Annotated in this window: 22 protein-coding genes and 2 pseudogenes; 11 read left to right on the plus strand and 13 right to left on the minus strand. The window is 73.9% G+C overall.

The features are described from left to right. Positions 1-80: 80 nt before the first annotated feature. Positions 81-1,142 (plus strand): acyl-CoA desaturase, encoded by a 1,062-nt coding sequence (locus EST92_RS19330; RefSeq protein WP_129282138.1) that lies wholly within the window; start codon positions 81-83, stop codon positions 1,140-1,142. Here the strand turns inward: EST92_RS19330 and EST92_RS19335 are convergent. From EST92_RS19335 to EST92_RS19345, 3 genes are all read right to left on the minus strand, one after another. Then, positions 1,072-2,484 carry an amino acid permease gene (locus EST92_RS19335; RefSeq protein ID WP_129282139.1) on the minus strand — a complete coding sequence of 471 codons (1,413 nt, stop codon included), beginning with the start codon at positions 2,482-2,484 and terminating at the stop codon, positions 1,072-1,074. The genes EST92_RS19330 and EST92_RS19335 overlap by 71 nt on opposite strands. Positions 2,485-2,782: 298 nt before the next feature. Further along, positions 2,783-3,997, minus strand: a complete 1,215-nt coding sequence (locus EST92_RS19340) for an aminotransferase class I/II-fold pyridoxal phosphate-dependent enzyme (protein WP_129282140.1) — start codon at positions 3,995-3,997, stop codon at positions 2,783-2,785. Between the two features lie 194 nt (positions 3,998-4,191). Then, the gene (locus EST92_RS19345) at positions 4,192-4,662 is read right to left on the minus strand and encodes a GNAT family N-acetyltransferase (RefSeq protein ID WP_129282153.1); all 471 of its coding nucleotides are present in this window, start codon (positions 4,660-4,662) and stop codon (positions 4,192-4,194) included. A gap of 187 nt (positions 4,663-4,849) precedes the next feature. Between EST92_RS19345 and EST92_RS19350 the strand changes: the two genes are divergently transcribed. The 4 genes from EST92_RS19350 (at position 4,850) to EST92_RS19365 (ending at position 7,900) form a co-directional block, all read left to right on the plus strand. Further along, entirely contained in the window at positions 4,850-6,331 is a 1,482-nt protein-coding gene (locus EST92_RS19350; protein ID WP_129282141.1) for a bifunctional phosphatase PAP2/diacylglycerol kinase family protein, read from the plus strand. A gap of 152 nt (positions 6,332-6,483) precedes the next feature. Next, on the plus strand, positions 6,484-7,299 hold the full coding sequence (locus EST92_RS19355) for a class I SAM-dependent methyltransferase (RefSeq protein ID WP_129282142.1): 816 nt from the start codon (positions 6,484-6,486) through the stop codon (positions 7,297-7,299). A gap of 66 nt (positions 7,300-7,365) precedes the next feature. Continuing rightward, positions 7,366-7,503 carry a hypothetical protein gene (locus EST92_RS19360; protein ID WP_254068914.1) on the plus strand — a complete coding sequence of 46 codons (138 nt, stop codon included), beginning with the start codon at positions 7,366-7,368 and terminating at the stop codon, positions 7,501-7,503. A gap of 37 nt (positions 7,504-7,540) precedes the next feature. Next, complete coding sequence (locus tag EST92_RS19365; protein WP_129282143.1) at positions 7,541-7,900, plus strand: VOC family protein; 360 nt, start codon at positions 7,541-7,543, stop codon at positions 7,898-7,900. A 42-nt stretch (positions 7,901-7,942) separates the two neighbouring features. Here the strand turns inward: EST92_RS19365 and EST92_RS19370 are convergent, their stop codons facing one another. Further along, complete coding sequence (locus tag EST92_RS19370) at positions 7,943-8,866, minus strand: NADP-dependent oxidoreductase (protein WP_129282144.1); 924 nt, start codon at positions 8,864-8,866, stop codon at positions 7,943-7,945. Positions 8,867-9,046: 180 nt separating this feature from the next. Beyond that, a complete protein-coding gene (locus tag EST92_RS19375) occupies positions 9,047-11,074 on the minus strand; it encodes a DUF5107 domain-containing protein (RefSeq protein ID WP_129282145.1) in 2,028 nt (675 codons plus the stop codon). Positions 11,075-11,286: 212 nt separating this feature from the next. On the opposite strand from EST92_RS19375, the gene EST92_RS19380 reads away from it, so the two are divergent. Further along, positions 11,287-11,622 (plus strand): DUF6204 family protein, encoded by a 336-nt coding sequence (locus EST92_RS19380; protein WP_129282146.1) that lies wholly within the window; start codon positions 11,287-11,289, stop codon positions 11,620-11,622. A 119-nt stretch (positions 11,623-11,741) separates the two neighbouring features. Here the strand turns inward: EST92_RS19380 and EST92_RS19385 are convergent, their stop codons facing one another. Beyond that, positions 11,742-12,293: a GNAT family protein gene (locus EST92_RS19385; RefSeq protein WP_129282147.1), complete on the minus strand. Its 552-nt coding sequence runs from the start codon at positions 12,291-12,293 to the stop codon at positions 11,742-11,744. A 313-nt stretch (positions 12,294-12,606) separates the two neighbouring features. Between EST92_RS19385 and EST92_RS19390 the strand changes: the two genes are divergently transcribed. Both EST92_RS19390 and EST92_RS19395 read left to right on the plus strand, forming a co-directional pair. Then, positions 12,607-13,794: a cytochrome P450 gene (locus tag EST92_RS19390; protein WP_129282148.1), complete on the plus strand. Its 1,188-nt coding sequence runs from the start codon at positions 12,607-12,609 to the stop codon at positions 13,792-13,794. Positions 13,795-13,833: 39 nt separating this feature from the next. Continuing rightward, positions 13,834-14,028 (plus strand): ferredoxin, encoded by a 195-nt coding sequence (locus tag EST92_RS19395; RefSeq protein ID WP_129245070.1) that lies wholly within the window; start codon positions 13,834-13,836, stop codon positions 14,026-14,028. A 118-nt stretch (positions 14,029-14,146) separates the two neighbouring features. Here EST92_RS19395 and EST92_RS19400 read toward each other — a convergent pair. The 6 genes and pseudogenes from EST92_RS19400 to EST92_RS19425 form a co-directional block, all read right to left on the minus strand. Then, positions 14,147-15,844 (minus strand): annotated as a pseudogene (locus EST92_RS19400) (CocE/NonD family hydrolase); the annotation flags it as partial. Positions 15,845-15,891: 47 nt separating this feature from the next. Then, positions 15,892-16,176: pseudogene (locus EST92_RS19405) on the minus strand (hypothetical protein); the annotation flags it as partial. 147 nt (positions 16,177-16,323) lie between these two features. Beyond that, complete coding sequence (locus EST92_RS19410; RefSeq protein ID WP_129282149.1) at positions 16,324-17,256, minus strand: LD-carboxypeptidase; 933 nt, start codon at positions 17,254-17,256, stop codon at positions 16,324-16,326. Further along, a complete protein-coding gene (locus EST92_RS19415) occupies positions 17,253-19,280 on the minus strand; it encodes a prolyl oligopeptidase family serine peptidase (protein WP_129282150.1) in 2,028 nt (675 codons plus the stop codon). The genes EST92_RS19410 and EST92_RS19415 overlap by 4 nt, the downstream gene beginning before the upstream one ends. Positions 19,281-19,320: 40 nt before the next feature. Then, a complete protein-coding gene (locus tag EST92_RS19420) occupies positions 19,321-20,685 on the minus strand; it encodes a M20/M25/M40 family metallo-hydrolase (RefSeq protein ID WP_129282151.1) in 1,365 nt (454 codons plus the stop codon). Next, positions 20,678-21,511, minus strand: a complete 834-nt coding sequence (locus tag EST92_RS19425; RefSeq protein WP_129282154.1) for a M55 family metallopeptidase — start codon at positions 21,509-21,511, stop codon at positions 20,678-20,680. Before EST92_RS19425 ends, EST92_RS19420 begins: the two co-directional genes overlap by 8 nt. Before the next feature lie 366 nt (positions 21,512-21,877). Between EST92_RS19425 and EST92_RS19430 the strand changes: the two genes are divergently transcribed. From EST92_RS19430 to EST92_RS19440, 3 genes are all read left to right on the plus strand, one after another. Beyond that, positions 21,878-22,768: a helix-turn-helix domain-containing protein gene (locus EST92_RS19430; protein WP_254068915.1), complete on the plus strand. Its 891-nt coding sequence runs from the start codon at positions 21,878-21,880 to the stop codon at positions 22,766-22,768. Between the two features lie 242 nt (positions 22,769-23,010). Further along, complete coding sequence (locus tag EST92_RS19435; RefSeq protein ID WP_129282152.1) at positions 23,011-23,886, plus strand: serine hydrolase; 876 nt, start codon at positions 23,011-23,013, stop codon at positions 23,884-23,886. A gap of 141 nt (positions 23,887-24,027) precedes the next feature. Continuing rightward, on the plus strand, positions 24,028-24,975 hold the full coding sequence (locus EST92_RS19440; RefSeq protein WP_216849112.1) for a class I SAM-dependent methyltransferase: 948 nt from the start codon (positions 24,028-24,030) through the stop codon (positions 24,973-24,975). Positions 24,976-25,127: 152 nt separating this feature from the next. Here the strand turns inward: EST92_RS19440 and EST92_RS19445 are convergent. Beyond that, positions 25,128-26,445, minus strand: a 1,318-nt coding sequence (locus EST92_RS19445; protein WP_254068916.1) for a carboxypeptidase-like regulatory domain-containing protein, incomplete at its 5' end; no start/stop codon positions are given.

Raw genomic sequence — 26,445 nt, forward strand, 5'->3', positions numbered from 1 at the left:
CCTCCCCGCGCGCTGACCCCCCGCCCGCCCGGGGGCGGACCGGCTGTCGCGGGGCGGGCCGGGTCACAAGACTCGGCGGTATGACGACGAGCCTTGAGAGATTCGAGAGCGTTCCTCCGTCCGGCGGGCCCGCGGCGGACGGCGCCGGCAGCGACTTCGCGCGGCTGTCGCGGCGCATCGTGGCGGCGGGACTGCTGAAGCGGCGGCCGGGCCATTACGTCGTGCGGCTCTCGTTGGTGAGTGCGGCGTTCGTGGCCGGCTGGGTGGCGTTCTTCCTGGTCGGGGACTGCTGGTGGCAGCCGGCCGTGGCGCTGTTCCTGGCCTTCGTGTTCGGGCAGGTGGCGCTGGTCACCCATGACGTGGCGCATATGCAGGTGTTCCGCGGGCGCCGGCCGAGCGGGCTCGGGGGGCGGCTGTTCGGCAATCTCGGGGTGGGGATGTCGTACGGCTGGTGGATGGCCAAGCACACCCGCCACCACGCCAACCCCAATCATGAGGAGCTGGATCCGGACGTGACGCCGGACATCCTGGTGTGGTCGCAGGACCAGGCGCGGGGCGCCACGGGGCTGCCCCGCTTCCTCGGCCGCCATCAGGCGCGGCTGTTCTTTCCGCTGCTCACCCTGGAGGGGTTCAATCTGCGGGTGTCGAGCATCCGGGCGCTGCGGTCCCCCACCATGAAGCACTGGGGAACCGAGGCGGCGCTGTTGCTGGCACACCTCGTGCTCTATCTCGGCGCGCTGTTCCTGGTGCTGTCCCCCGGTAAGGCGCTGGTCTTCCTCCTCGTCCACCAGGCCGCCTTCGGCGTGTATTTGGGCGCTACGTTCGCGCCCAACCACAAGGGGATGCCGACGCTGAAGGGGGACGCCCGCCCGGACTTCCTGCGGCGGCAGGTGCTGACCTCACGCAATGTCCGGGGCGGGCGGCTGACCGATGTGCTGCTCGGCGGGCTCAACTACCAGATAGAGCACCATCTTTTCCCGAGCATGCCGACACCGCATCTGCGCCGGGCGCAGGTGATCGTGCGGGCGTACTGCGCCGAGATCGGTGTCCCCTATCGCGAGACGGGGCTGCTCAGGTCGTACGCGGAAGCGCTGCGTCATCTGCGGCGGGTGGGGGAACCGCTTCGGGCTGCCGGGGAGTAGGGAGTTGTGCCGCGGCCCGCTCGTCCTCCTGCCGGGCCGTGCGCCGGGCCGCCATGACGGCGTAGACGAGGATGCCGGCGAAGAGGAAGAGCACGCCCTGGTAGATCGCGGCGTAGCCGGCGCCGGCGACGAGCCAGAAGGTGAAGCCGAAGGCGGTCAGGGCGAGGGTGAGGTCGCGGGCGAAGCGGGCCGGGCGGACCTTGTCGCGGCGGCCGGTGAGCAGGAAGTAGACCTGGGCGCCGGCGGCGAGGAGGTAGGGCACGGTCGCCGAGAAGGTGGTGATCAGGACGAGGATCTCGAAGACGCCACCGGAGCCGGTCAGGTAGTTGAGCACCGTCAGGGCGCTGGCGAGCACCCCGGCGGCCAGCACGCCGAAGGTCGGCACCCCGCGCCGCTTGGTCAGGAACGCGGCGGGGAAGAGCCCGTCCTTGGCGGCGGCGTACGGCGACTGGGCGCTCATCAGGGTCCAGCCGTTGAGGGCGCCGACGATCGAGACGACGGCGGCGAGGGCGACGACGGTGCCGCCCCAGTGGCCGCCGAACATCGCGTTCACCGCGTCGGAGAACGGCGCCTGGGACTTGACCAGCTTGTCGTGGGCGACGGTGCCGAAGACGGCGACGGTGCCCAGGAGGTAGACCACGGCGGAGCCGATGGTGCCGAGGACGGTGGCCCGGCCGACGTTCCGCTCCGGGTCGCGGACCTCGCCCGCGCTCATCGCGGCGGACTCCACGCCCACGTAGGAGTAGAGGAGGATCGCGGCGGCCGCGGACATCCCGCCGAACGCACTGCCGCTGCCCTCGTGGAACGCACCGAGGTTGTGCGGGTCGAAGAAGAACAGGCCGACGACGGCGATGAAGAGCAGCGGAATGAACTTGAGGACCGTGGAGACCGTCTGGACCAGGCCGATGTAGCGGGTGCCGGCGAAGTTGGCGAGGGCCGGCAGCCACAGGGCGATCAGCGCGACCGCTAGGTCGGTGCCCTTCGACGGGTGGCCGGGCAGCAGGACGTGGACATAGCCGACGGCGGCGACCGCGAGGGCCGCGTTGCTGACCCAGGTCATGGTCCAGTACGACCAGGCGGAGAGGAAGCCGGCGAAGTCGCCGAACGCCTCGCGTGCGTAGACGTAGGGGCCTCCGGTGTCCGGGTGGCGCTCGGCGAGCCGGCCGAAGACCAGGGCGAGGGCGACGGCACCGACGGTCAGCACGCCGAAGGCGACCAAGCTGACGGTGCCGAACGGAGCCACCGACGCCGGCAGCAGAAAGATGCCACCGCCGATGATGTTGCCCATCACCAGGCAGGTAGCGGTTCCCAGACCGAAGCGGCGGGTGTGCCGGTCGTTCATGTCGTGGCGGGCCTCTCGTCGTGCGCTGTGCACCCGGGGTTACCGAGCGGTGCTCATCGTCCGCGATCGGCGGCGCCCGCCAAAATCAGCGGCTTTTGTCCTGCGGAGGCCGTCCCGGTGGTGAAAAACCTTCGGGCGCGGGCACGTCGTGCCGCAGTTCGTCCACAGCGGGCCCGAGGAGCGGGTGCGGGCCGTCGGCCTCCGCCACCGTGCCGCCTCGCGCATCCGTCTCGGGCCCGGCATGCGGGCGGCGGGCGTAGGGCGCGTCAGCCGGCTCGTCCGGTGGCGCAGGGCGGGGTCAGCCGTCCGAGGAGGACGTGAGCCCGGCCAGCGCGCGGGACAGCGCGGTCAACGCCTCGGTGAGGTGGCCGAGTTCCAGCGGGTCGGGCGCGTCCAGGGTGCGTTGCCGCAGCTCCCGGTCGGCGCCGAGCAGGGCCTCGGCGCCCAGCCGCACCCGCAGGGCGCCCGGCGCGTCGCCGAAGCGGTGTCCCCCGCGCGCACCCCAGGGCGCCAACTTCCGCTCCAGCGCATGGGACTCCACGATGCCGCGGGCGGCCAGCGGCCGGCGCAGCGGTTCGAAGTCGGCGTAGAGATGGCTGCCGGAGTGCGGCGGACGGCAGACCGCACCGGCCTCGGTGACGGTGTGGTGGAGCGCCGCGGCGAGGGTGCCGTAGACCCGGGCCACGGTCGCCGTCCTGGCGCGCAGCACGTCGGGTTCGCCGAGGGCATGGGTGACGGCGCAGCCGAGCGGCCCCGGAAGCGGGGTGCCGATCGCGGCGAGCGCGTCCAGCGCCGCGGCCCGCAGGACGGTGCCCCGGTCGGTGTCGGGGAAGCGGGCGAGCGCGGCCGGCCAGGAGGCGGGCACCAGCGTGGCCCGCAGGTCGGTGAGGACCACGACCTCGTCGGGCAGCATCTCGGCGGGGCTGAGCAGCACGGTGTCGTGCGGATCGTGCAGCAGATCGCGTCGGGTCTCGTCGCTGACGATCCACAGACCCTCTTCCGCCGCCGCCTCACATACCTCGTGGAGCTGTTCGGGGGCGGGGCAGGTGCCGGTCGGGTCGTCGGCGACGGACAGGACCAGCACGCGCGGGGTGTCGCCGTGCATCCGGGCCCGGCGAACGGTCTCCAGCAGCGCGAACGGGTCCGGCACGCCGCCCGATTCCGCCGGTACGGGCGCGAGGTGCACCGGCCGCCCGAGCAGCCGGGCCGGCGGCGCGTACCACTCGGCACAGGGCCGCGGCAGCACCACCGCCCCGTCGGCCGCGGCGTACAGCGCGAGCAGCAGGGCCGCCGCCCCGGGCGCGGCGACGACCCGGTCGGGCGTGGTGACCAGGCCGCGGCGTTCCCAGTAGCCGCAGGCGGCGGTGCGCAGCGGGGCGGCGCCGCCCAGGGGGTCGGCCTCGGTGCGGTCGGCGGCCGCGGCGAGGTGGGCGACGAGGTCCGGGAGGACCGGCAGGCCCACCGGCGGATCCAGGTCCGGTTCCGGCCGCGGGTCCGGGGCGGTCCGCTGCATCCGTACCTCCACTCCGCGACGGCGGGTCGATGGTGGGCCCGTGCCAGGACGGGCGGCCCGTCCACCTTGGCAGATCACGGGGGTGGCGACGGGGCGACACGTCAGCGGAGGGCGGGACCGGCGCTCAGGCGGGGACCGCGCTCAGGCGGGGACCGCGCTCAGGCGGGGACCGGCGCTCAGGCGGGGACCGGCGCTCAGCAGGGTGGCACCGGCGCTCGCTGCGCCGGGCGGGCCGGCGGCGCCTCGTAGCGGTGCACCGTCACCACCTCGCCCGGTCCCCATTCCTGCCGCTCGGTGCCGCGGCGGAGCCAGCCCAGCCGCTCGTAGAGGGCGACGGCCGCGGTGTCGGTGGTCTTCACCTCCAGTACGGGGCGCAGGCCGCGGGCCGTGGCCGCCGCCTCGACGGTGTGCAGCAGGCGGCGGCCGAGGCCCGCCCCGCGGGCGCCGGGCGCGACGAAGAGCCGGCTGATCTCGCGCCCGCACAGCGCGGCATGGCCGGCGATCGTGCCGTCCACCTCGGCGACCCAGGCGGCACTCAGCCCGTCCGGGGTCAGCCAGCGCACCGGGTCACCGGGCCAGTGGTGCGGATACCCGCTGTGGGTGTGCACCTCGGCCAGGACGGCCGCACAGGCATCGAGGTCGGTGTCGCGCCGCCCCCTGACCATCCGGGTCATCCGTTCATCCAGGTCATCCAGGTCATCCGGGCATCGAAGCACGGTCCGCACCGGTCCGGAAACCCGCCGGCCGGGACCCCGCCCGCCCGGAAACCCGCCGGCCCGAGCCGCGACGCTCCGGCGGGCACCTGCCGCGGGTTGCGGCCTGTTCGGGCCGGTCCGGGGTACAAGGTGGCGCATGCGAACGCGACTGAGCCGCCTCGACCGGCGGACCTTCCACCTGATTGCCACGCGCGACTGGCCGGGCGCCCAACGGGTGCTGCCCCGGCTGACCCGGAGCGCCAACCACGGGCTGCTGTGGCTGGGGCTGGCGGCCGGAGCGGCTGCCGTGGGCGGCCGCCCGGTGCGCCGGGCCGCGCTGCGCGGCGTGGCCTCACTGGCCGTGGCGTCGGCGACGGTGAACACACTCGGCAAGCGCTCCGTACGGCGGCAGCGTCCGGTGCTGGACGCGGTACCGGTGATACGGCAGTTGCACCGGCAGCCGATCACGTCCTCCTTCCCGTCCGGGCACGCCGCCTCGGCGGTGGCCTTTGCGACCGGTGTCGCCTTCGAGAACAAGTGGTGGGGGCTGGCGCTGGCGCCGGTCGCCGCGTCGGTGGCGTTCTCCCGCGTCTATACGGGGGTGCACTATCCGGGTGATGTGCTGGCGGGTGCCGCGCTGGGGGCGGGGGCGGCGTTCGCGGTCCGCGGTTTCGCCCCGACCCGCGCCCAGCTGGCGCCGCCCGCCAGGCCCCGCGCCGAGGCCCCCGCGCTGCCGGGCGGCCGCGGGCTGGTCGTGGTGGCGAACCAGGCCTCCGGGCAGCGCACGGGCCCGGCCCCGGACCGGGTCGGGGAGGTGCGCGCGGTGCTGCCGGAGGCCGAGGTGACGGTGTGCGGCGGGGAGGGCGGGGAGCCGCTGGACAAGGCCCTGGAGGAGGCCGCGGAGCGGGCCAGGACGCTGGGCGGGGCGTTGGGGGTGGTCGGCGGGGACGGCACCGTCAACGCGGCGGCGGCGGTCGCGGCGCGGCACGGGCTGCCGCTCGCGGTGCTGCCCGGCGGCACCCTGAACCACTTCGCCTACGACCTGGGGATCGAAACCCATGCGGCGGCGGCCCGCGCGGTGGAGACCGGCGAGGCCGTGGCGGTGGACGTGGCGCGCTTCCGGGCCGGGCCGCATCTGGAGGGGCATCAGTTCCTCAACACCTTCTCGATCGGCGCCTACCCGGAGTTGGTGCGGATCCGCGAGCGGTGGGCGGGCCGGATCGGCGCCTGGCCGGCCGGGATCCTGGCGGCATGGGAGGTGCTGCGCACCGCCGCGCCGCTGACCCTGCGGATCAACGGGGAGCGGCGGGCGGTATGGCTGCTGTTCGTCGGCAACTGCCAGTACCGCGGGCTGGGGTTCGCTCCGGTCCGGCGGCACGACCTGGCGGACGGGGTGCTCGACGTACGGGTGGTGCACGGTGGCCGGCTGGCCCGCACCCGGCTGCTCGTCGCGGCGTTGCTGGGCACCCCGCGCAGCTCTCCGGTGCTCGGTGAGGCGCGCCTGTCGCGGCTGCGGATCGGTGAGGTCCCCGCGGGGACGCAGCTGGCCTTCGACGGTGAAGTGGCGCCCGCGCCACGCGAAGTGGCACTGGAGAAGCAGAACGAGGCGCTGACGGTCTACCGCCTGCTGCCCGAATAGTGAGATGCAACTCTCATGATGCGAGATTGAGGCGTACGGTGATCTCAGCACGCCGAAAAGGCGGCCGCGCCGCGGTGCGGCCGCCCGGAGGGTGACCGGCGGCGCCCCCGCGTGCCGCCGGCCGCCCTCCCCGCCCGCGTAAGGAGTCGCCCATGCCGCAGGAATCCGCCGTCTACACCCACGGCCACCACGAGTCCGTACTGCGCTCCCACACCTGGCGCACCGCCGCCAATTCGGCGGGGTACCTGCTGGATGCGCTGCGGCCGCACATGCAGATCCTCGACATCGGCTGCGGCCCCGGCACCATCACCGCCGACCTGGCCGCCCTGGTGCCCGACGGCCAGGTCACCGGCCTGGAACGGGCTCCGGAGGTGCTGGAGCAGGCACGCGCCACGGCCACCGGACGGGGCCTGACCAACGTCCGCTTCGCGGTCGGCGATGTCCACGCACTGGACTACCCCGACGACACCTTCTGTGTCGTGCACGCCCATCAAGTCCTCCAGCACGTGGGCGATCCCGTCCAGGCGCTGCGCGAGATGCGCCGGGTCACCAAGCCCGGCGGGATCGTCGCCGTCCGGGATTCGGACTACTCGGCCATGACCTGGTACCCGGAGGTCGACGGGATGGCCGACTGGCAGCGGCTGTACCAGCGGGTGGCCCGCGCCAACGGGGGCGAACCGGATGCCGGACGCCGGCTGCACGCCTGGGCGCGGCAGGCCGGTTTCGCCCCGGACGCGGTCACCGCCACCGCCGGCACCTGGTGCTACCGCACCCCGCAGGAGCGGTCCTGGTGGAGCGAGCTGTGGGCGGACCGTACGGTCAGCTCCGGGTACGCCCGGATCGCGGTGGACGGCGGACACGCCACGCCCTCGGAGTTGGAGGGGATCGCCCGGGCCTGGCGGGCGTGGGGCGCCGAGGAGGACGGCTGGTTCGCGGTCCTGCACGGCGAACTCCTGTGCCGCGTCTGACCACGGCACCACCGGGGCGGGAGGCCCCACCGCCGGTCAGGGTCCCAACTCACCGATGTCAACGACGTGTTCAGGGCCGTGAACCTCAACGCGGCGCTCGCCCGCCGGCCCGGGCGCAGCGACTACGTCCGGGCCCGGGACGCCCTACGGAACGTCGAGCTGTCACGGGGCGCCGCCCGGAGCGGTCTGATCATGACCAAGTGATCGCGTACCGGCGGTCGTCCCAACTAGGGTTGCCCACATGGACATTCTGGGGACCTCATTGCGGGTGTGCGTCAGCGATCTCAATGCCTCGATCGGCGTCTACGAACGGCTGACCGGTGCCGAAGCGATCCGCTTCCAGCGGGGCGGGGTCGCGGTCGCGGCCGTCGGGTGCTTCTTCCTGATGAGCGGCCCCGAGGCGGAGTTGTCGGTGCTGCGGAAGATCACCGCGACCCTCGCCGTCAAGGATGTGGACGAGGCGATCGCCGACCTCAAGGCGGTCGGCGCGGACATCATCGCCGGTCCGCTGCCGACGCCGATCGGACGCAATCTGGTGGCCCGGCACCCGGACGGTTCGATCTTCGAGTATGTCGACCGGAAGCAGGATGCCGAGGCCTGACCGGCCCCGGCACCCCGCGCGCCGGCCGTGGCGGGCCCGCCGTCAGGACACCTCAAGGACGATCTTGCCGCGGGTCCGGCCGGACATGCTCTGCCGCAGCGCCTCGGCGGCCTCGGGCAGCGGGAAGACGGCCGCGACGGGCACGGTCAGCTCCCCGGCGTCCGCGAGCGCGCCGAGCGCGGTCAGATCGGCGGCGTCCGGGCGCACCCACACCATGTGGCCGCCCTTGCCCGTGACCTCGCCGTCGGCGACCGAGGCCACCCGGCCGCGGTCCTTGAGCAGCTCCTGCGAGACGTCCACGACGCCACCGCCGACGAAGTCCACGGCCGCGTCGATGCCCTCGGGTGCCAGCGCCCGCACCCGGTCGGCGAGACCCTCGCCGTAGGTGACCGGCTCGGCGCCCAGGGACCGCAGGAAGTCGTGGTTGCGCTCACTGGCCGTGCCGATGACCCGGGCTCCCCGGGCCACCGCGATCTGGACGGCGAGCGAGCCGACACCGCCCGCGGCGGCGTGCACCAGCACCGTCTCGCCCTGCTTCGCGTCCACCCGCGACAGCGACTGATAGGCCGTCAGTCCCGCCAGCGGCAGCCCGGCGGCCTGCTGCCAGCTGAGCGAGGCGGGCTTGCGTGCCAGGGTCCGCACCGGTGCGGCGACCAGCTCGGCGTAGGTGCCGTGCTGGACCGCGTCCTTGCGGACATAGCCGATGACCTCGTCACCGACCGCGTACTCGGTGGCGTCCGCGCCGACCGCTTCCACCACGCCCGCCACGTCCCATCCGGGGACGATCGGGAAATGCACGTCCAGGATCGGGTCCAGAGCGCCCGCGAGGATCTTCCAGTCCACCGGGTTGACCCCGGCCGCCTTGACCCGGACCAGGACCGAGTCCGGGGCCACCTTGGGGTCGGGCAGGTCGGAGTATGCGAGGACGTCGGGGCCGCCGTAGGTCTGCGTGCTGATTGCCTTCATGGTCCGCCACAACGCGTGCCGGGCCGGGATCATTCCACGGCCGCGCACGGTCACCGCAACGGCGTAGCGGCATACGGGGCGGGGCGGCCACCGACGCCGCGGCCCGGGGCCGCCCACGTCCGGCAGTTGCCGCTGCCCGTGCCGCCCCGGAGCGGGCCGCCGCCGGCCGCGGCTGTCGCCCTACTCGGGACGCATCCGGTAGTCGTAGCGCTCCGGCAGCGGATGGGTGGCGCGGGCCGTGGCGCGGACGTCCTCGGTGACCGGTCCGCCGGCCGCGACCAGCCGCTCGGCGATGGCGTACCAGGTGTCGCCGAGCACCTCGTCGCCCTCCCGCAGCGCGGCGATCTCGAACCCGGCGTCGAAGATCTCCCGGGCCGCGGCCGGCTGCCCCTGGGCCAGCAGCACCTGGGCGGTCAGCAACGCGAAGCGGCCGTCGGCGGGGCCGGTCGGCCGCAGACCGGCGAGCAGTTGGGCGGCCTCGGCCGTACGGCCGGCCGCGAGCAGCGCGGGCACCGCCTCCCGGGCGAGCGCGGGCAGCACCTCCTGCCAGGCGCGGGCGCGGGGCCCCTCGTCCGAGGCCGCCCGGGCCGCCGCCGCGCAGGCCTGCGCATACCGGTCGGCCGCGCGGGCCGGCTCGCCCGCCACCGACTCGGCAACGGCCAGGCAGTACAGCGGCAGACAGCCGGCCCCCTGCGCGAGCGCCCGCTCCCAGCTGCGGACGGCCTGGGCGCGGTCGCCGGCGTGCCACTGGGCCAGACCCAGGTGGTAGTCGGTGGACGGGCCCGGCGCCGCGGACTCCAGCAGCTCGCGCCAGGCCGGGGCGACCAGCGCCGGTCCGGGGGCGGGGCCGGCGGCCGGCAGGTCACCGGTGGTGAGCAGGGTCAGCCAGGGCTCCTGCTCGGCGCCCAGGGTGGCCGCCTCGAACGGCGTGCCCGGCAGGTCGAGGCCCGCACGGGCCACCTCCAGCGCGCCCCAGCCGGAGCCGGTGGCCAGCGACTCCTTCGGTTCGTGGTCGGCGTAGGGCCGCCAGGCGGCGTAGGCGGCCTCGACGTCCGCCCGCGGCAGGGCGGTCTCCAACCGGGCCGCCACCTCGCCGCGGGCCGCGGCCCAGTCCGCGCCGTGCACCGCCGCGGTGTCGGTCTCCAATGGTCCGTACGCCTCCAGCCAGGCGAACTCGCCGCCGGCGTCCAGCGGTACGTGCTCCAGCTGGGTGCGGGCCAGTCCCGCCTGGATCTCGGCGTAGCCGCCGGTGCCCGGTTCGGTGAGCCACTGCTGCCAGCGGCGCCCGGCCCGGCCCGCGCCCCACAGGAAGAGCTTGCGGCCGCGCGGCGTGCCCGTGGAGGTCTGCACCAGGCCGCGGCCGTCCGCGTCGAGCGAGGCGATCCAGCCGCGGGCGCCCTCGGGCACGTCGTAGAAGTAGTCGGCGGGGTACTCGCTGCGCAGCGGGTAACTGCGGTCGGCGCCATCGGATTCGGGCACCGGGACGCGGCGCAGGGTCCGGTCGTAGCCGACGTGCCAGGCCTCGTCCGCGGGGGCCAGGACGCGGGTGCCGGCGTCCTCGGGCACGGCGGTGTTGGACCACCAGTAGACGGGCACGGTGTGCGGGTGCGGATTGCGGATCCGCACGCCGACGTGCAGGAAGTCGGAACCGTCGGGCAGCCACAGGTCCACCTGGAAGGGCAGGTCGCGCAGCCGCTCCCACTCCCACAGCCGTAGCATCTCCCCGCCGCCGGGCGCCGGGACGCGGGCGGCGTGCAGCGGGGCGCAGGTCAGGGTGGTGTGTCCGGGGGCACCGATGTTCCATTCGATGCCGCCGGAGAACCAGGCACCGTTGAGGGCGAAGGCCGCCGGCTGCCACACCGGGTTGCGATAGAGCAGTTCCCGGCCCGTGGGCTTGTGGTGCAGGGAGTACACCCGGCCGCCGAGGTCGGGCAGAACGGTGGCGCGCAGCCGGTCGTTCTCCAGGACCAGCGCCTCGACCTCGGTGCTACGGCGGGCGCGGCCGTAGCCGTCCCGCATCCGGGTCGGCAGGATCGAGCGCAGCGGTGCGTGGCGGAGTTGCCGCGCCATGTCGGCGGGCAGGCGGGTGTCCGGCGCGAGTGCGAGGGGGTGCGGGTCATGGCCGGGGCGCAGGGCGGGGAGGGGGTTGTCCGGGCCGAGGGGCGCGGCGGGAAGGGTCAGGGTGGTGCGTCGCACACTCGTGGCCACGGCTGCCTCGCAATGCCGGTCCGGGCCACCTCGGCTGCGGCGGCCTCCTGTTGACCATGCAACCGCGTCCTCGCCGCCGTGCACAGGGCCTCTTGCGGCCGGGGGAGGTCAGGGTTGCGCAAAAAAGCGGAGGCCCCGCTGGATCCGCCGACATAGCCTGGCACTTCGGCCCCACCGGCGGACAGCGGAAACGGAACGGAAGACGGCACCCCATGGCGACCCAGCACACCTACCGAGTGATCGTCCGCGGCAAGTGGGACGGCCTCACGGCCTCGGCCCGGGAGAAGCTGCTGGCCGAGGTGGCCGACCACGGGCTGTCGCAGATGCGGTTCACGCCCGAGGGGTCGCTGGCGTACGACTCCGCCCTGCACTCCTTCAGCTACCGCTGTGTCATCGTCTCGGACGCGGCGGACGGCGAGGAGCTGGCGTCCGCGCTGGCCGAGGAGCAGGCGGAGAAGGCCCTGCGGGCCGCCGGACTCGGCTGGCGCGAACTGCGCTCCACGGCCACCGACATGGACACCATGAAGATCAACCGCAAGTCGCGGTAGGAGCGCGTCGGCCGGCCGGGCTGCACGGGCCGGGAGCGGCGGCCAGGGCGGACCGGGGTGTCCCGCACCGCCTCACGAGCGGTGGCCGGCGGCTCCTTGGGGTCCGGCCCGGCAGGACATCACACCGGCGTCCCCGGGACCATCTCGGCGGTGATCGCCCAGCGCTCGTGGTCCCGCCAGGCGCCGTCGAGGAACAGGAAGTCCGGGGAGAAGCCCTCCAGCCGGAAGCCGGCCCTGCTGACCAGGGCGATCGAGAGGTGGTTGGCGGGCTGGACGTTGGCCTCCAGGCGGTGCAGGCCCATCGTGCCGAAGGCATGGTGCAGCACGAGTCGCAGTCCCTCGCTCATCAGGCCGCGGCCGGAGGCGTGCGCGAAGGCGCCGTAACCGATAGCGCCGGAGCGGAACGCGCCGTGCACGATGTTGTTGATCGTGAGGTAGCCGGCGATCCGGCCGCTGGTGAGCTCACAGATCAAGAACCCCTCGCGCAGCGGCTCCTGAAGCCGGAGCAGGTAGCCGTCGTAGGCGGCGTCCGTGGCCGGCGGGGCGAGCCACGGGTGGTGCAGCTCCGCGCTCTCGCGCGCCCGCGCGGTGAACTCGTCCCGGTCGGCGGCGGAGAAGTGCCGGATGCCCACCCGCCGGCCGCGCGCGAGATAGCGGTCGTTGGTCGTCATCGGCAGATCGTACGGAGGCGTGACGGCGGCGGGCCAGCCCATTTCCCGGGTGTCCACGCAGTGCGAGGTGTTCACCCAGGGCACGGGCCGGGACCTCGGCGCCACATGCCCCGCTGGCGTGATCGACACCCTCGTACGGCCGCCACAGGCGAGCGGCGCGACCGAACATGACAGATCCTGACAGAAGTTGGCCGATCTACGCGTAGACATGCCCGGCATCCGAGGCATGAGGTGAGATCGGCGCGGCCCACACGGCGCGCTTCCGCATGGACAACAGGCGAGCGGACCGAGCCGCTCGTACGGGGAGGAATTCATGACCGAAGGCATCGCGTACTTTCAGGACCGTACCTGTCCCTATCACCCGCCGGCCGGCTATCAGCCGCTGCGTGAAGCCGGCCCCCTGACCCATGTCACCTTCTACGACGGCCGCAAGGTGTGGGCGGTGACCGGCCATGCCCAGGCGCGGACGCTGCTGAGCGACCAGCGGCTGTCCTCCGACCGGCAGAACCCGGCCTTCCCGGCCCCGTTCGCGCGCTTCGAGGCGATCCGCCAGGTCAGGGCGCCCCTGGTCGGGGTCGACGACCCGGAGCACAACACCCAGCGCCGGATGCTGATCCCCAGCTTCAGCGTGAAGCGGACCGCCGCGCTGCGGCCGCAGATCCAGCAGATCGTCGACGGGCTGCTCGACCGGATGCTGGAGCAGGGGCCGCCCGCGGAGCTGGTCTCCGCCTTCGCGCTGCCGGTCCCCTCGATCGTGATCTGCTCGCTGCTCGGTGTGCCGTACTCCGACCACGAGTTCTTCGAGGGGCAGTCCCGCCGGATCCTGCAAGGCCGTACGGCCGAGGAGTCGGAGGACGCCCGTCTGAGGCTGGAGGAGTACTTCGACGAACTGATCACCGACAAGGAGAAGACCCCGGGCGACGGCCTGCTGGACGACCTGATCCAGGATCAGCTGCGGGCCGGCGCCCTGGACCGCGGAGATCTGGTCCGGCTCGCCATGATCCTGCTGGTGGCCGGTCACGAGACCACCGCCAACATGATCTCGCTCGGCACCTTCACCCTGCTGGAGCACCCCGAACAGCTGGCACAGCTGAAGGCCCGGGAGGACCTGATGCCGGCCGCCGTCGAGGAGCTGCTGCGGTTCCTGTCCATCGCGGACGGCGTGCTGCGGGTGGCGGCGGCGGACATCGAGATCGGCGATCAGGTCATCCGTGCCGACGACGGCGTGCTGTTCCCCACCTCGCTGATCAACCGGGACGGCAGTGCCTATCCGGCCCCGGACGAGCTGGACCTCGGCCGGTCCGCCCGCCACCACGTGGCGTTCGGCTTCGGCATCCACCAGTGCCTGGGGCAGAACCTCGCCCGGGCGGAAATGGAGATCGCGCTGCGCTCGCTGTTCACCAGGATCCCGGATCTGCGACTCGCCGCGCCGGCTGCCGAGATCCCCTTCAAGCCGGGAGACACTCTGCAAGGAATGATCGAACTGCCGCTGGCCTGGTAACGGCCGTACCGGCAGGCAGCCGAACGAAGGGGTTCCGGAATGCGGATCACAATCGACAACCACACCTGTATCGGCGCCGGCCAGTGCGCGCTGACCGCGCCCGGGGTGTTCACCCAGGACGACGACGGTTACGGCGAGCTGCTGCCCGGCCGCGAGGACGGCGCGGGCGACCCGCTGGTGCGGGAGGCCGCCCGCGCCTGCCCCGTGCAGGCCATCACGGTCACGGACGACTGAGCCGACACCCGCGCGGACGACACGGCTGACGCACGCGGTCCCCGGCCGGCACCCGGCCCCCGCGACGCACCCGACACGCTCCGCCCTCCCCCTTGTCCCTACGGCCTCGACCCATCCGCTACGGCAACACCCCTCGGGTGACGGGCAGTTCGAGGACCCCGGTGTCCCTCGGCGCGGCGCTCACCGTCACCGGCATCACCCCACGATTGCCCGCATACGCATCGTCGCTCGCGGCGATGACCAGGCGCAGTCGGTGCCCCGGCCCGAAGCGGTGCACGATGCCCGGCAGTTCCATGGTGAAGTGCCGGCGTACATCGGCCACCCGGGCCGGGGCCACCAAACGGTGCAGCAGCGTCGCCCCGCCGTCCGGCGCGACGTCGTAGAGCTTGGCGAACAGCACCAGCCGGTCGGCCGCGTCCGGGGAGCCCTGCCGGCGCGCCGCCGCCGGCGCCACGACCCGCAGCGTCAGCGCGGGCGCACCCACCACCTCCAGCGGCCCGCCCGTCACCGGCTTCGACGTCCAGTCCAGGAAGGTGCCGCGGGCGTCGTACGGCGGCACGTCCGGCAGACCGAGCAGTCCGGCCAGCGAGCTCTCCGAATGGCTGGTGGGCATCCGCAGGTTGCGGTACTCCCGGTCGCCGCGCAGCACCTCGGCCCGTCGGCCGACGAGCCGGCCGTCCCCGGAGAGGTACAGCCGCCGGCCGGCCCCGGCCGGAAAGGCGGGTGCGGTGCCGTAGGCGGGCCCGTCGCCCGCCCAGTCCCGGTAGTACGCGAACGCCGGGCCGGTGGCCGCCCTGCGGTGGTGCAGATACCGGTCGAACCACGCCAGGATCCGCCGCCCGACATAGCTGGTGTCCAGGTTCCCCCGGGCGAGGTCGAGTTCCCCGTCCGTCGGCTTGCGCATGCCGCCGCTGTGGCCCCAGGCCTGCCAGATCATCCCGGCCGGAGTGCCCCGGTCGCGCAGGGTCCGGTAGGTGGCGGCGGCCTCGTTGAGGTTGAACAGGGTGTCGGCCTGGCCCTGGACCAGCAGCGTCGGCGCCCGGACCGATGCCAGATACGAGACCGGGGAGACGCTGCGGGCATAACGGAGCACGGTCCGGGTCGGCCCGGCCGGGTACCTGCCGGAGTCCAGCAGCCGCTTGGTCTCACACGCCCGCGCGACGAAGTGCAGACAGCCCGCGCCGCCGGTCCGCGACGGGTCGAGCTCGGGATGGAGCAGCCCCTGCGCCTCGCCGATCAGGAAGAACCCGTTCGTCCACTGCCACTTGTACGCACCGGGCAGCCCGCCGCCGTGCCCGTGCGTGCGGCCCGCGGCGTTGGGCGCGAGGGAGTAGGACAGGTCGTGCCAGGTGATGAGCGGGACCAGCGCGTCGACGCGGTGGTCGACGGCGGCGGTGGCGAGCTGGACCGCCCCGCCGTAGGACGCGCCGATCATGCCGACCCGCGGATCGCCGGGGCCGTCCTGGGAGACGTAGTCGAGCCGGGTCCCGTTGTCGGCCGTACGGGTGCCGGCCAGCAGATCCACCAGCCCGCTCGCCGCCCGGCCGTCGATGTCCGGGTCGTCGAGGGAGATCGGGCAGCCGGACCTCCCGAAGCCGAGGCCGGAGTACGCCAGCGTCACATAGCCACGGGCGGCGAGGGCCTTGGCCGGGCCGCCGGTCGAGCCGTCGGCCTTGCTGCCGCCGAAGCCGTTGGTGGTCAGCACGGCGGGCGCCGGGTGGGCGGCGTCGACACCCGCCGGACGGTAGACGTCCGTGTCCAGGGTGCAGCTGCGGTCGCCGGCCCGGACGGTGACCTTGAGCGCGGTGACGGTGTACGGGCCGGCGACCGCAGCTGCACCCTGGACACGGACGTCTACCGTCCGGCGGGCGCCGGGTGGGCGGCGTCGACACCCGCCGGACGGTAGACGTCCGTGTCCAGGGTGCAGCTGCGGTCGCCGGCCCGGACGGTGACCTTGAGCGCGGTGACGGTGTACGGGCCGGCGGCGGCCACGGGGACGGGCGGGGACAGCGTGAACGGCGCGACGAGCGCGGAGCCGGCGAGCAGGGCGAGGGACAGGCGGCGCACAGGGCGGAACACCGCTCGGGACACGCTGGGCACCAGGACCTCCGCACTCCACCGCCGACCGGTCGGCGGCGACGCGCTCATGCTGGGACACCGCTGAGGGCGATGCAAGGCACCGGGCACGCGTTGTCGTCAGAACGTCAGTTCAGCACCGCCCGGGGTGGGATGCCGACCGTCGCGCACGTCATCGGCCCTGGTCGGGGCGGTTCTGACGGGGCATCGGCCGGTGCGTCACACCGTCGCCGTGGCCTGCAGGACGAGCGTGCCCGCCGTCGCGTCCAGCTCGGCGGGGACGCCCAGCGGCACGGTCAGCGCCGTGTCCCCGTGCCCGAAGCCGCACTCCTCGGCCACCGGCACCCCGAGCCCGCCCAGCCGGTCCAGCAGCACCTCCCGCACCCGGTCGTAGGGGCCGCAGCGGGCCCAGGAGCCGAGGGCGATGCCGGCCACTCCGTCCAGCCAGCCGGCCCGCAGGAGTTGGGTGAGTGCCCGGTCGATGCGGTACGGCGGCTCCCCCACGTCCTCCAGCAACAACAGGCCGCCCGCCGCGCCGGGCCTGGCCCGCGGCGCGCCCAGTTCGGTGGCGAGCATGGTCAGGCAGCCGCCGAGGGTGACCCCGCGGGCCCGCCCGGGCACCAGCGGCCGGGCGGACGGCGCGGCGAGGGTGCGGACGGTCTCCGGCGCGAAGAGCGTGCGCCACAGGTGCGCGCGGGTGGCGTCGTCCTTCAGGAAGACCTCGCCGGCGACGGCCGGGCCGTGCAGCGTGGCCACCCCGGCGCGTACCGCGAACGCCTCGTGCAGCACCGTCACATCGCTGAAGCCGATCAGCGGCTTGGGCGCGGCGGCCCGGAGGGCGTCCCAGTCCAGCAGGTCGACCATCCGCTGGGCGCCGTAGCCCCCGCGCGCCGCGAACACCGCCTTGACCGTGGGATCGCACCATGCCGCCTGGAGGTCGTGGGCCCGCTCCTCGTCGGTGGCGGCGAGGTAGCCCAGGGTGGCGTGGGTGCCGCGGACGTGGGGTGCGGGCACCGGGTCGAGATCCCAGCCGCGGAGCACGTCCAGCCCGCGGTCCAGCCGCTCCGGCACGAGGGGGCCGCTGGGCGCCACCACCGCCACCCGGTCACCGGGCCGCAGCCGCGGCGGCCGGACCGGCGGCGCCGCCGTCATCCGCGCAGCTCCAGCGCCGGGACATCGCCGCGGGTGATGCCGAAGGTCTGGGCGTAGAGGGCGAGTTCGGCCTCCATGGCGCGCACCATGGTCTCGGCGCGGCGGAAGCCGTGTCCTTCCCCGGCGAACGGCAGATAGGCGTGCGGCACCCCGCGCCCGGCGACCGCGGCGAGGAACCGCTCGCACTGTGCGGGCGGGCAGATCACATCGTCCAGGCCCTGGAGCAGCAGGAACGGCGCGGCGATCCGGTCCGCGCGGTGCAGCGGCGAGCGCTCGCGGTAGCGGTCGGGCACCTCGGCGAGCGGCCCGATGAGCGACTCCAGATACTGCGACTCGAAGTCGTGGGTTCCACCGGTCGCCCAGCCGGTGAGGTCCAGGACCGGATAGCTGATGGTGCCGCAGGCGTAGAGGTCGGTGCTGGTCAGCGAGGCGGCGGCGGTCCAGCCGCCGGCGCTGCCGCCACGGATGGCCAGCCGGGCGCGGTCCGCGCTGCCCTCGTCGGCCAGTGCGCGGGCGACGGCCGCACAGTCCTCGACGTCGACCACGCCCCAGCGGCCGCGCAGCCGCTCGCGGTACTCCCGGCCGTAGCCGGTCGAGCCACCGTAGTTGACCTCGGCGACGCCGATGCCCCGGGAGGTGAAGTAGGCGATCTCCAGGTCGAGCACGAGCGGGGCGCGGCCGGTGGGGCCGCCGTGCGCCCACACCACGTAGGGCGGCAGTTCGCCGTCGGGGGCGACGTGGTCGGGGTTGTGCGGCGGATGGATGTGCGCGTGGACGTCCCGGCCGTCGGGCCCGGTGAACGTACGGCTCCGCGGCCGGGGGTGGTAGGCGGGGTCCAGCACGTCGACGTGCCGGCAGGCCAGCACCCGGGCGTGGCCGGTGCAGGTGTCCAGCTCGACGAGCTCGTACGAGCTGTGCGGGCCGGCGGCGATCCCCAGCACGCGGCTGCCGTGCACCGCGAGGGTGGGCGCCCATTCCGTCCACGGGCCGGCCGCGTCGACGAGCTCGCCGGTCACCGGATCGAGGATGCCCAGGGCGGTGGAACCGCGGCCGTGGATCACCGCGAGGGTGCCGTTGTCCAGGGGCAGGAACCAGCGCTGCCCGACGTTCCACAGCGGGCCGCCGAACTCCTCCTGCCGGGCCGGGCACAGCGCCCGGCTCGCCACCACGCCGTCGGCCGCCGCGTCGGGGTCGAGGCGCTGGAGTTCCCACCAGCCGCTGCGGTCCGAGACGAAGAGCAGCGAGCCGTCCGGCGCCCACTCGACCTGCGCGACGGACTCGCCGTCCGCGCCGCCCCCGGGCGCGGCGGACCCGAGGTCGCCGACGACGGGCCGGACGTCCTCGAACGTGCCCTCCGCGCTGACCCGGGCCACCATGACCAGGGTGCCGTCCCAGGGCATCCGGGGGTGGTCCCAGGCGATCCAGGCGGCCCGCCGGCCGTCGGGAGAGAGCCGCGGACCGGTCACGAAACGGTGCCGGTCGTCGCTCAACTCACGCACGCGGGTGCGGTCTTCGGCCGCCGAGCCGTCGAGCGGCACCGCGGCGAGCACCCTGCGCACCTCGGTCGGCCCCTCGCCGGTGAACTCCTCCAGGACGCACCACACCTCGCCGAGGTCGCGGCGCAGCACCGGGTCGACCCAGCGCAGTCCGCCGCCGACCGCGGAGCGCGGGGTGAGCGGGCGGGGGGCGGTGTCGCCGTCCGGTGTGCAGGCGTACAGCCGCTGGTCGTCGAAGTTGCTGAAGACGATCAGCGGCCCCCGTTCCGTGTCCGTACCGGCCCAGGGCTGGCCGCCGTACTCCAGCACCCGGCTGCGGACGTTCCAGGGCGCCGGCAGCACCGATTCCTCGGCCCCGTCCGGCCGCCGGCGGACCAGCGTCCGCCGACCGCCCTCGGCGGGACGTGGCTCCGTCCACCACACGTCGTCGCCGACCACGCCGACGAAGGCCGGCCGGCCGTCGTGCGCGGCGACCGTCCGGGCGTCCACCGGGGAGGTCCAGGCGCCGTACGGAGCCGTCGTCACCATGCTGTCGTTCCTCTCCGCGGTCGGGCAGGGCACCGGCCGGTCAGACCGTGCGCAGGAAGTGATCGAGCACCCGGACGCCGAAGTGCAGTCCCTCGACCGGCACCCGCTCGTCCACGCCGTGGAAGAGCGCCTGGTAGTCGAACCCCTCGGGCAGTTTCAGCGGCGAGAAACCATAGCCGGTGATGCCCAGCCGGGAGAACTGCTTGGCGTCGGTGCCACCGGACATGCAGTACGGCACGACATGGCCGTCGGGGTCGAAGCGCTCGATCGCGGCCCGCATCGCGGCAAAGGTCGGGGAGTCGACCGGAGCCTGCAGCGCGACCTCGCGGTGGTGGTACTCCCAGTCGACGTCCGGCCCGGTCAGCTCGTCCATGGTGGCCTCGAACTCCGCCTCGCCGCCGGGAACCACCCGTCCGTCGACATGGCCGACGGCGGACCCCGGGATCACATTGACCTTGTAACCGGCCGTCAGCATCGTCGGGTTGGCGCTGTTGCGGACCGTCGGCTCGACCAGCCCGGCGGCCCGGCCGAGCGCGCCGAGCAGGGTGTCGACGTCCAGGCCGGCCGCCTCGGTCTCGGTGTCGACGCCGTACAGCGCGGCGAGTTCCCGCAGCGCGGCCCGTACGGTCGGGGTGAGCCGGAGGGGCCACTCGTGCGCGGCGATCCGGGTCACGGCCGCGGCCAGCCGGCTGACGGCGTTCTCGCGGTTGACCTTCGAGCCGTGCCCCGCCCGGCCGTGGGCGGTCAGCTTCAGCCAGGCCGTGCCGCGCTCCCCCGCCGCGACCGGATACAGCTGTATGCCGCCGCCCGCGTGGAAGGTGAAGGCCCCCGATTCGCTGATGCCTTCGGTGCAGCCCTCGAAGAGCCCGGCATGCCGGTCGGCGAGGAAGCCCGAGCCGTCCTCGGCGCTGGCCTCCTCGTCGGCGGTGAAGGCCAGCACGATGTCCCGCCGCGGCCGCACGCCGCTGCGGGCCCAGCGGCGGACCACGGCGAGCGCCATCGCGTTCATGTTCTTCATGTCGATGGCGCCGCGGCCCCAGACCACACCGTCGCGGACCTCCCCGGAGAAGGGGTGCACCTGCCAGTCGGCGGGCTCGGCGGGCACCACGTCGAGATGGCCGTGCACCAGCAGGGCGTCGGCCGCGGGGTCGGTGCCCTCGATCCGGGCGACCACGTTCGTCCGGCCCGGGCTGCGCTCCAGCAGGGTCGGCGTCAGCCCGGCACCGGCCAGCCGCTCGGCGGCGTACTCGGCGGCCGGCCGCTCCCGGCAGGTGCCGTCACCGGCGTTGCTGGTGTCGATCCGGATCAGCTCGGAGGTGAACTCGACGACCTCGTCGAGCGCCCGCATGTCCACACCGGAGCCGTGGCCGGCGGCCGGCTCCCCGGCCCTTTCCCGCTCAGCCATACTGTTCCTCCACGGCGGACGACACGACCGTGGTGACCGCCTTGAAGCACCGGATGGCCTCGTACATGTCCTGACCGGTGTACGCGACCCGGCGCTCCCCGCTGCGCTCCACACCGGGCACACAGGTCGCCGCGCCCACCAGATGCTCGGCGTCGAATTCCAGCTCGAAGCGGAACGGCCCGCCGCGCACCGGTTCGTGACGTACCGCCAGTGCCGCGCCCTTTTCGGCCGCGGCCCTGATGTCGGCGGCGGTACGGGCCGGTGGCCGGCAGACCGCCGCGTAGCGCGACACATAGTCCTTGACCGCCACCGCGGGCGCCTGCGGGGCGTACCCCAGCGCGTCCTGGCAGGTGCGGTCGTCGCCGGTGACCAGCACCACCGGTACGCCGTACTCGGCGACCACGAGGGAGTTGAGGTACCCCTCGCTGGCCCGGGTGCCGTCGACCCAGACCCCGGTAAGGGTGTTGGCGAGGTAGGTGTGCGCGAGGACGCCCTCGGTGCCGGCCCCGGTGTGGTAGCCGACAAAGGCGATCCCGTCGACGTCGCCGTGCTGCACCCCTTCGACCATGCTCAGCGACTTGTGCCGGCCGGTGAGCATCTCGGCGCGCTCGTCGAGCTGTTCCAGCAGCAGGTTGCGCATCGTCCAGTGCGCCTCGTTGACCAGCACCGCGTCGGCCCCGCCGGCGAAGAAGCCGGCGATCGCCGCGTTGACGTCGGAGGTGAACATGGCGCGGCAGCGCTCCCACTGGGGCGTACCGGGCAGCACATCGGCGGGCCAGGTCACGCCGGTGGCGCCCTCCATGTCCGCGGAGATGAGGATCTTCACAGTCACCAGTCCTATCGCAGGCACGAGTCGGTACGCACCGATCCCCCACAGTGTCGAAGCCGCCGAACGGATTGGCCAGTCCTGCCAAGGCCCTTGGGGGGTGACGCCCCGTCCGGTGCCTTCTGCAAACCGCACGTTGACCACTCAGCGTGATCCCGGCGTAGCGGAAGAAGGGATTCCTGAGGGGCGGAAGGGGCGGTACGCTCGTGTCGCGCCGCATCTCAAACAGTTTCTGTCGCAAAGCGCAAGGACTTCAGACGGAATCCGAAAGGACTTCTGAACGAGTCCTGTCAACTGCCGACGGCACGTGCCAGGTGGGGTAGAAAAATGCCGGACCAGCTTTCCATGCGATGAGACAGAGGCAGAATGGTGAGCGAAGTACTGAACGGTGTCCGTTTACCGCACTGCGGTGACGGACGGGCCGACAGCGAAGACGACCAACTCGCGATCCTGACCGAACTGATCGCGCAAAACCTTTGCGATCGCAATCCGGGCTTCAAGGAAGTCCTGGAACGCGGCGGTCACCACCAGGTCACCCGACTGATCGAGAACGTGCTCCGGAGCGGCAACCCGCTGCCCGACAAGGTGCGTGCGGTCATGCTGCGCAGCGACACGGACATCCACCTCGTGGCGTCCGCCCTCGGCGACTGCCTCGTCAGTGCGCCGGGTGAGGCACCGGGGCTGCTGATACCCGCCGCACTCGCCGACGGCAAGGAAGGACGGGCCAGGCTGAAGGGCGTACTACGCCACCGCGCGGCCGTCGTCGGTCATACGGTGTCCCCGCACGAGGCCACCGCCTCCGTGCGCGCCGCGTCCCGGCTACTGGATCTGGCGGCCGTGTACGACGGCCCGGACGCCGGCGTGGTGTTCGTCGACGACCACCTCTCCTCCCTGCTGCTCCTCCAGGACGAGTCCTTGACCCACACGCTGATAGCCCGCCGGCTCAGTCCGCTCGCCGGGCTGACGCCGGAGCGGTGCGAGCGGCTGGAGGCGACCCTGCTGGCCTGGCTCAGCGGCATGGGGGCCCCGGAGGTGGCCAAGGCGCTCAGCATCCACCCCCAGACGGTGCGCTACCGGATGCGCCAGCTGGAGAAGCTGTTCGGCGCCCGCCTCCGCGACCCGCGCACCCGCTTCGAGATCGAGATGGCCCTCCGCAGCCGCCAGTTGATCGCCGGGGCGCGACGCCGCCGCGCGGCCGTCAACCGCCGCCGCCCCCGCGCCGTCCCCCGGCCCCGCACCCCGCTGCCACGCCCCTAGGAGTACCCCCGACGCCACCCCCCTGATTTGGCGAATGTCACACCCCGACACCCTCGCCCAATACGGACAATTCCCCTCCAATTCCCTGAGGGGTCCGCACCCCCGCCACGTATCGTCACCGTGACCCATGAACCGGGAAGCCGGCCGACGCACGGCCGCCGAGACCCGCAGCTGAGGCGGTCGCGCGAGGCCGGCCGCCCGAGAGCGGGGTCTTCGACACCCAGCGGGACAGGACCACCCTCATGCACGGACCACGCATATCGACCTGCACACGGCGCGGGCTGGCCGCGGTCGTGGCTGCCGGATCACTGCTCACGGTGCTCACCTCGGCGACCCCGGCCTCGGCCGAGACCGCCAGCTCCCCCTCGGGCGGTTCCCAGGTCGTATGCACGTCGAAGAAGCCGGGCCTGGCGCCGGCGCTGTCCCGGGACCTCGCCGGCGCCCTCACCGGGCGCAAGGGCGCCTCCGCACTGGCGGTCTACGACCGGACCACCAGGACCACCTGCGAATTCAAGGCCGGCGCCCACTTCGACTCGGCCAGTGTGGTGAAGGTCACCGTGCTCGGCGCCCTGCTGCGACAGGCCGAGGAGGCGCACCGCACGCTGACGCCGCACGAGGTGGACCTGACCACCGACATGATCACCAAGTCGGACAACGACGCCACCACCGCCCTCTGGCACCGGGTACGCCCGGCCGGCGTCCAGCACTTCCTGTCGCTGGCCGCCATGCGGGACACCGTCCCGGGCAAGGACGGGGCCTGGGGCCTCACCCAGATCACCGCGCACGACCAGCTGACGCTGATGCGGCTGCTCACCACGGACACCCCGGTGCTCACCGAGCACTCCCGGGGCTATGCGCTCGATCTGATGCACCGGGTCGTCCCCGAGCAGCGGTGGGGGGCACCCGCCGGCGCCCCGGCCGGCGCGGCCGTGCACGTCAAGAACGGCTGGCTGCCGCGTGAGAAGGGCGGCTGGCGGGTGAACAGCGTCGGCGCCTTCACCGGCAACAGCCACGACTACGGCATGGCCGTCCTGTCCACCGGCAGCCACACCATGGACTACGGAGTCGACACCGTCGAGAACGCCGCCCGGATCGTCCACCGCGATCTGGCGCGCTGACCGCACGGACCGGACCCGGTGCGGGGCGGCCCCCCCGCACCAGGCCGGGTCCGGCACCGCGCGGTACGACTTAGCACCCCCCAGGGTGACCGGCCCCCCGATCGGCCCCGGCCGGGGTACGGCCGCCGATATCAACGCCACATGATCGAGGCAGTGCACACGACGGGCCGCGAACCGACCTCCCCGTCCATTCCCCGCCCCACGCCCCCTCCCGACGGGAACGCGGCACCACAACGCGTCAAGGCGCACCTCACGGGAGTTCCCGAGACGGCGCTGTGGACGCTCCAGCACCGCGCCGCCGAAGCCGCCCGCCCGGACACGGTGCTGCCCGATCCGCGCGCCGTCCAGCTCATGGCCGAGCTCGAATTCCCCTTCCTGGAGCGGCTGGGCGCCCCCCGGCCCTGGCTCGCGCAGGCCATCGCGCTGCGCGCGCTCGCCTTCGACGAGGTGGTCCGTGAGTTCCTCGCCGACCATCCGGACGGCACCGTGGTCGCCCTCGGCGAGGGCCTGGAGACCCAGTTCTGGCGGGTGGACAACGGCCGGGCCCGCTGGGTCACCGTCGACCTCCCCGATCCGCTGGCGCTGCGCGGCCGCGTACTGCCGCACGGCCCCCGGCAGCGCCTGCTCGCCTGCGACGTGCGCGAGCGCCGGTGGACGGCGCGGATCGACCCCGCACGCGGTGTGCTGGTGACCGCTCAGGGCCTGCTGATGTATCTGGAGCGCGCGCAGGCGACCCGGCTGATCGGCGTCTGCGCCGAAGCGTTTCCCGGCGGCACCATGGTCTTCGACACCGTCTCGCGGCGGTTCAGTGCCCGTACCCGCGGCGGTACGAAGGGGCTCGGCGGCCATCGCCTGCCCCCGATGCCCTGGGGCATGGACGCGACCGAGCGGACCGAGCTGCGCACGGCCCATCCGGCCATCGGCGAGGTGTCCGGCGTCCCACTCCCCGCGGGCCGCGGCCTCCTCGGCCGGCTCGCGCCCCGGCTCACGGACCTACCGCTGCTCCGCAACGACTGCCCGCTGCTCACCCGGCTGCGCTTCGGCCCGGCCCCCGCCGTCCTGCCCGGCCGGCCCCGACAGCCGTCCTGAGCCCGGCGGGCCGACCCTCCCAACCCGCCCGGCATACAAGGGCGTTGCCCCGCACCACACCACGATCCGGTGCGGCGCGGGGCAGGTGCGGCGGCCGGCACACTCGCCACGGGCGCACCCGCGCACCGCGCGCACCGGCCGCCGCGACCGGCTCAGTCCTCGTGCCCCAGCTGGAGATCGCGTTCGGTGCGGCCGCCGCCCGCCACCTGCAGGACGGTGGCCACCGGCGGGTATCCGGCGGCGATGACGGTGTACTCACCGGCCGACAGGTCCACGAAGCGGAACAGCCCGTCGGAGCCGGTGATCGCGGTGTCGACGACATTGCCGGCGGCATCCAGCAGCGTGACCCTGGCGTCCTCGACGAGCCGGCCGCCACCGGCCCGTACGGTCCCACGCAGCACCGCGCCGCCGGCCAGCTCGATGTCCTGGCGGGTCTCCCGGGATGCCTGGACGGTCACCGGCAGGGCGGCCGGCCGGAACGCCGGGGCGCTGGACGCCAGCGTGTACTCGCCTGCCACCAAGTCCCCGATGACATAGCCGCCTTCGCGCCCACTGCGGGTGGTGGCCACCACCTCACCGCGGACATCGGTGAGGGTGACCATGGCATCGCGTACGGGAGTGCCGTCGGCGGTGGTGACGGTGCCCGCGAGACGCCCCGCGCCGCCGAGCACGACGTCCAGCTCGACCGGTCGCTCGCCGACGGTGACGGTGACGGCCTGCGGCTGGTGCCCGCCCGCCGCCGCGATCAGCACATAGGAGCCGGCGCCCGGCGTGCTCAGCGCGTACCGGCCGTCCTCGCCGGTGGCGCCGCGGCCGATCTGCCGGCCGGCGACATCGATGAGGGTCAGCGCGGCACGCGGCACGATGCTGCCGTCGTGGTGCTGGACGGTGCCGCACACCGGGACACCGGCCGCGGCCGCGGGCACACCGGCGGAGTGCCGGCGCATACGAGAGTAAGCAGGCCCGGAGTCACGGGAGTTGACGGCATCGGTGGCCGTGGCGGTACGTGCCTGCGGTACGGCGGCGGGGTCGGTCGGGTCGCCGTACGGCGCCTGCGGGGTGGTGGAGGCCTGCGGAGCATGCGGGGCGTGGGACACCAGGGGTTTCTCTTTCAGGAAGAAGGCGAGCACAGGGGCCAGGACGAGGACCGGCACGAGGTAGCAGAAGATCCCCGGCAGGACGTGCGCGGACGCGGCGGCATAGCCGTCGCGCAGCGGGGCGGGCAGCGCCCGCGCCAGGAGCGGGGTGAGCGACTCCGGGTCGGGCAGCGGGGCCGACCGCGGCGGCCGGTCGCCGAGCCGGCGGGCCAGCCGGTCGGCCAGGAAGGTGCCGAAGAGGGCCACACCGACGCTGCCGCCGAACTGCCGGACGGAGAAGGCGGTGCGGGTGGCGGCGCCGGGGTCGGTGGGCTGTTGCAGCTCCAGCGCGGTCACGGCGTACGGCCCCCCAGGACGAATCGGACACTGCCTG

Origin of the sequence: Streptomyces sp. TM32, from assembly GCF_004122755.1 — a bacterium.
Classification (GTDB): domain Bacteria; phylum Actinomycetota; class Actinomycetes; order Streptomycetales; family Streptomycetaceae; genus Streptomyces; species Streptomyces sioyaensis.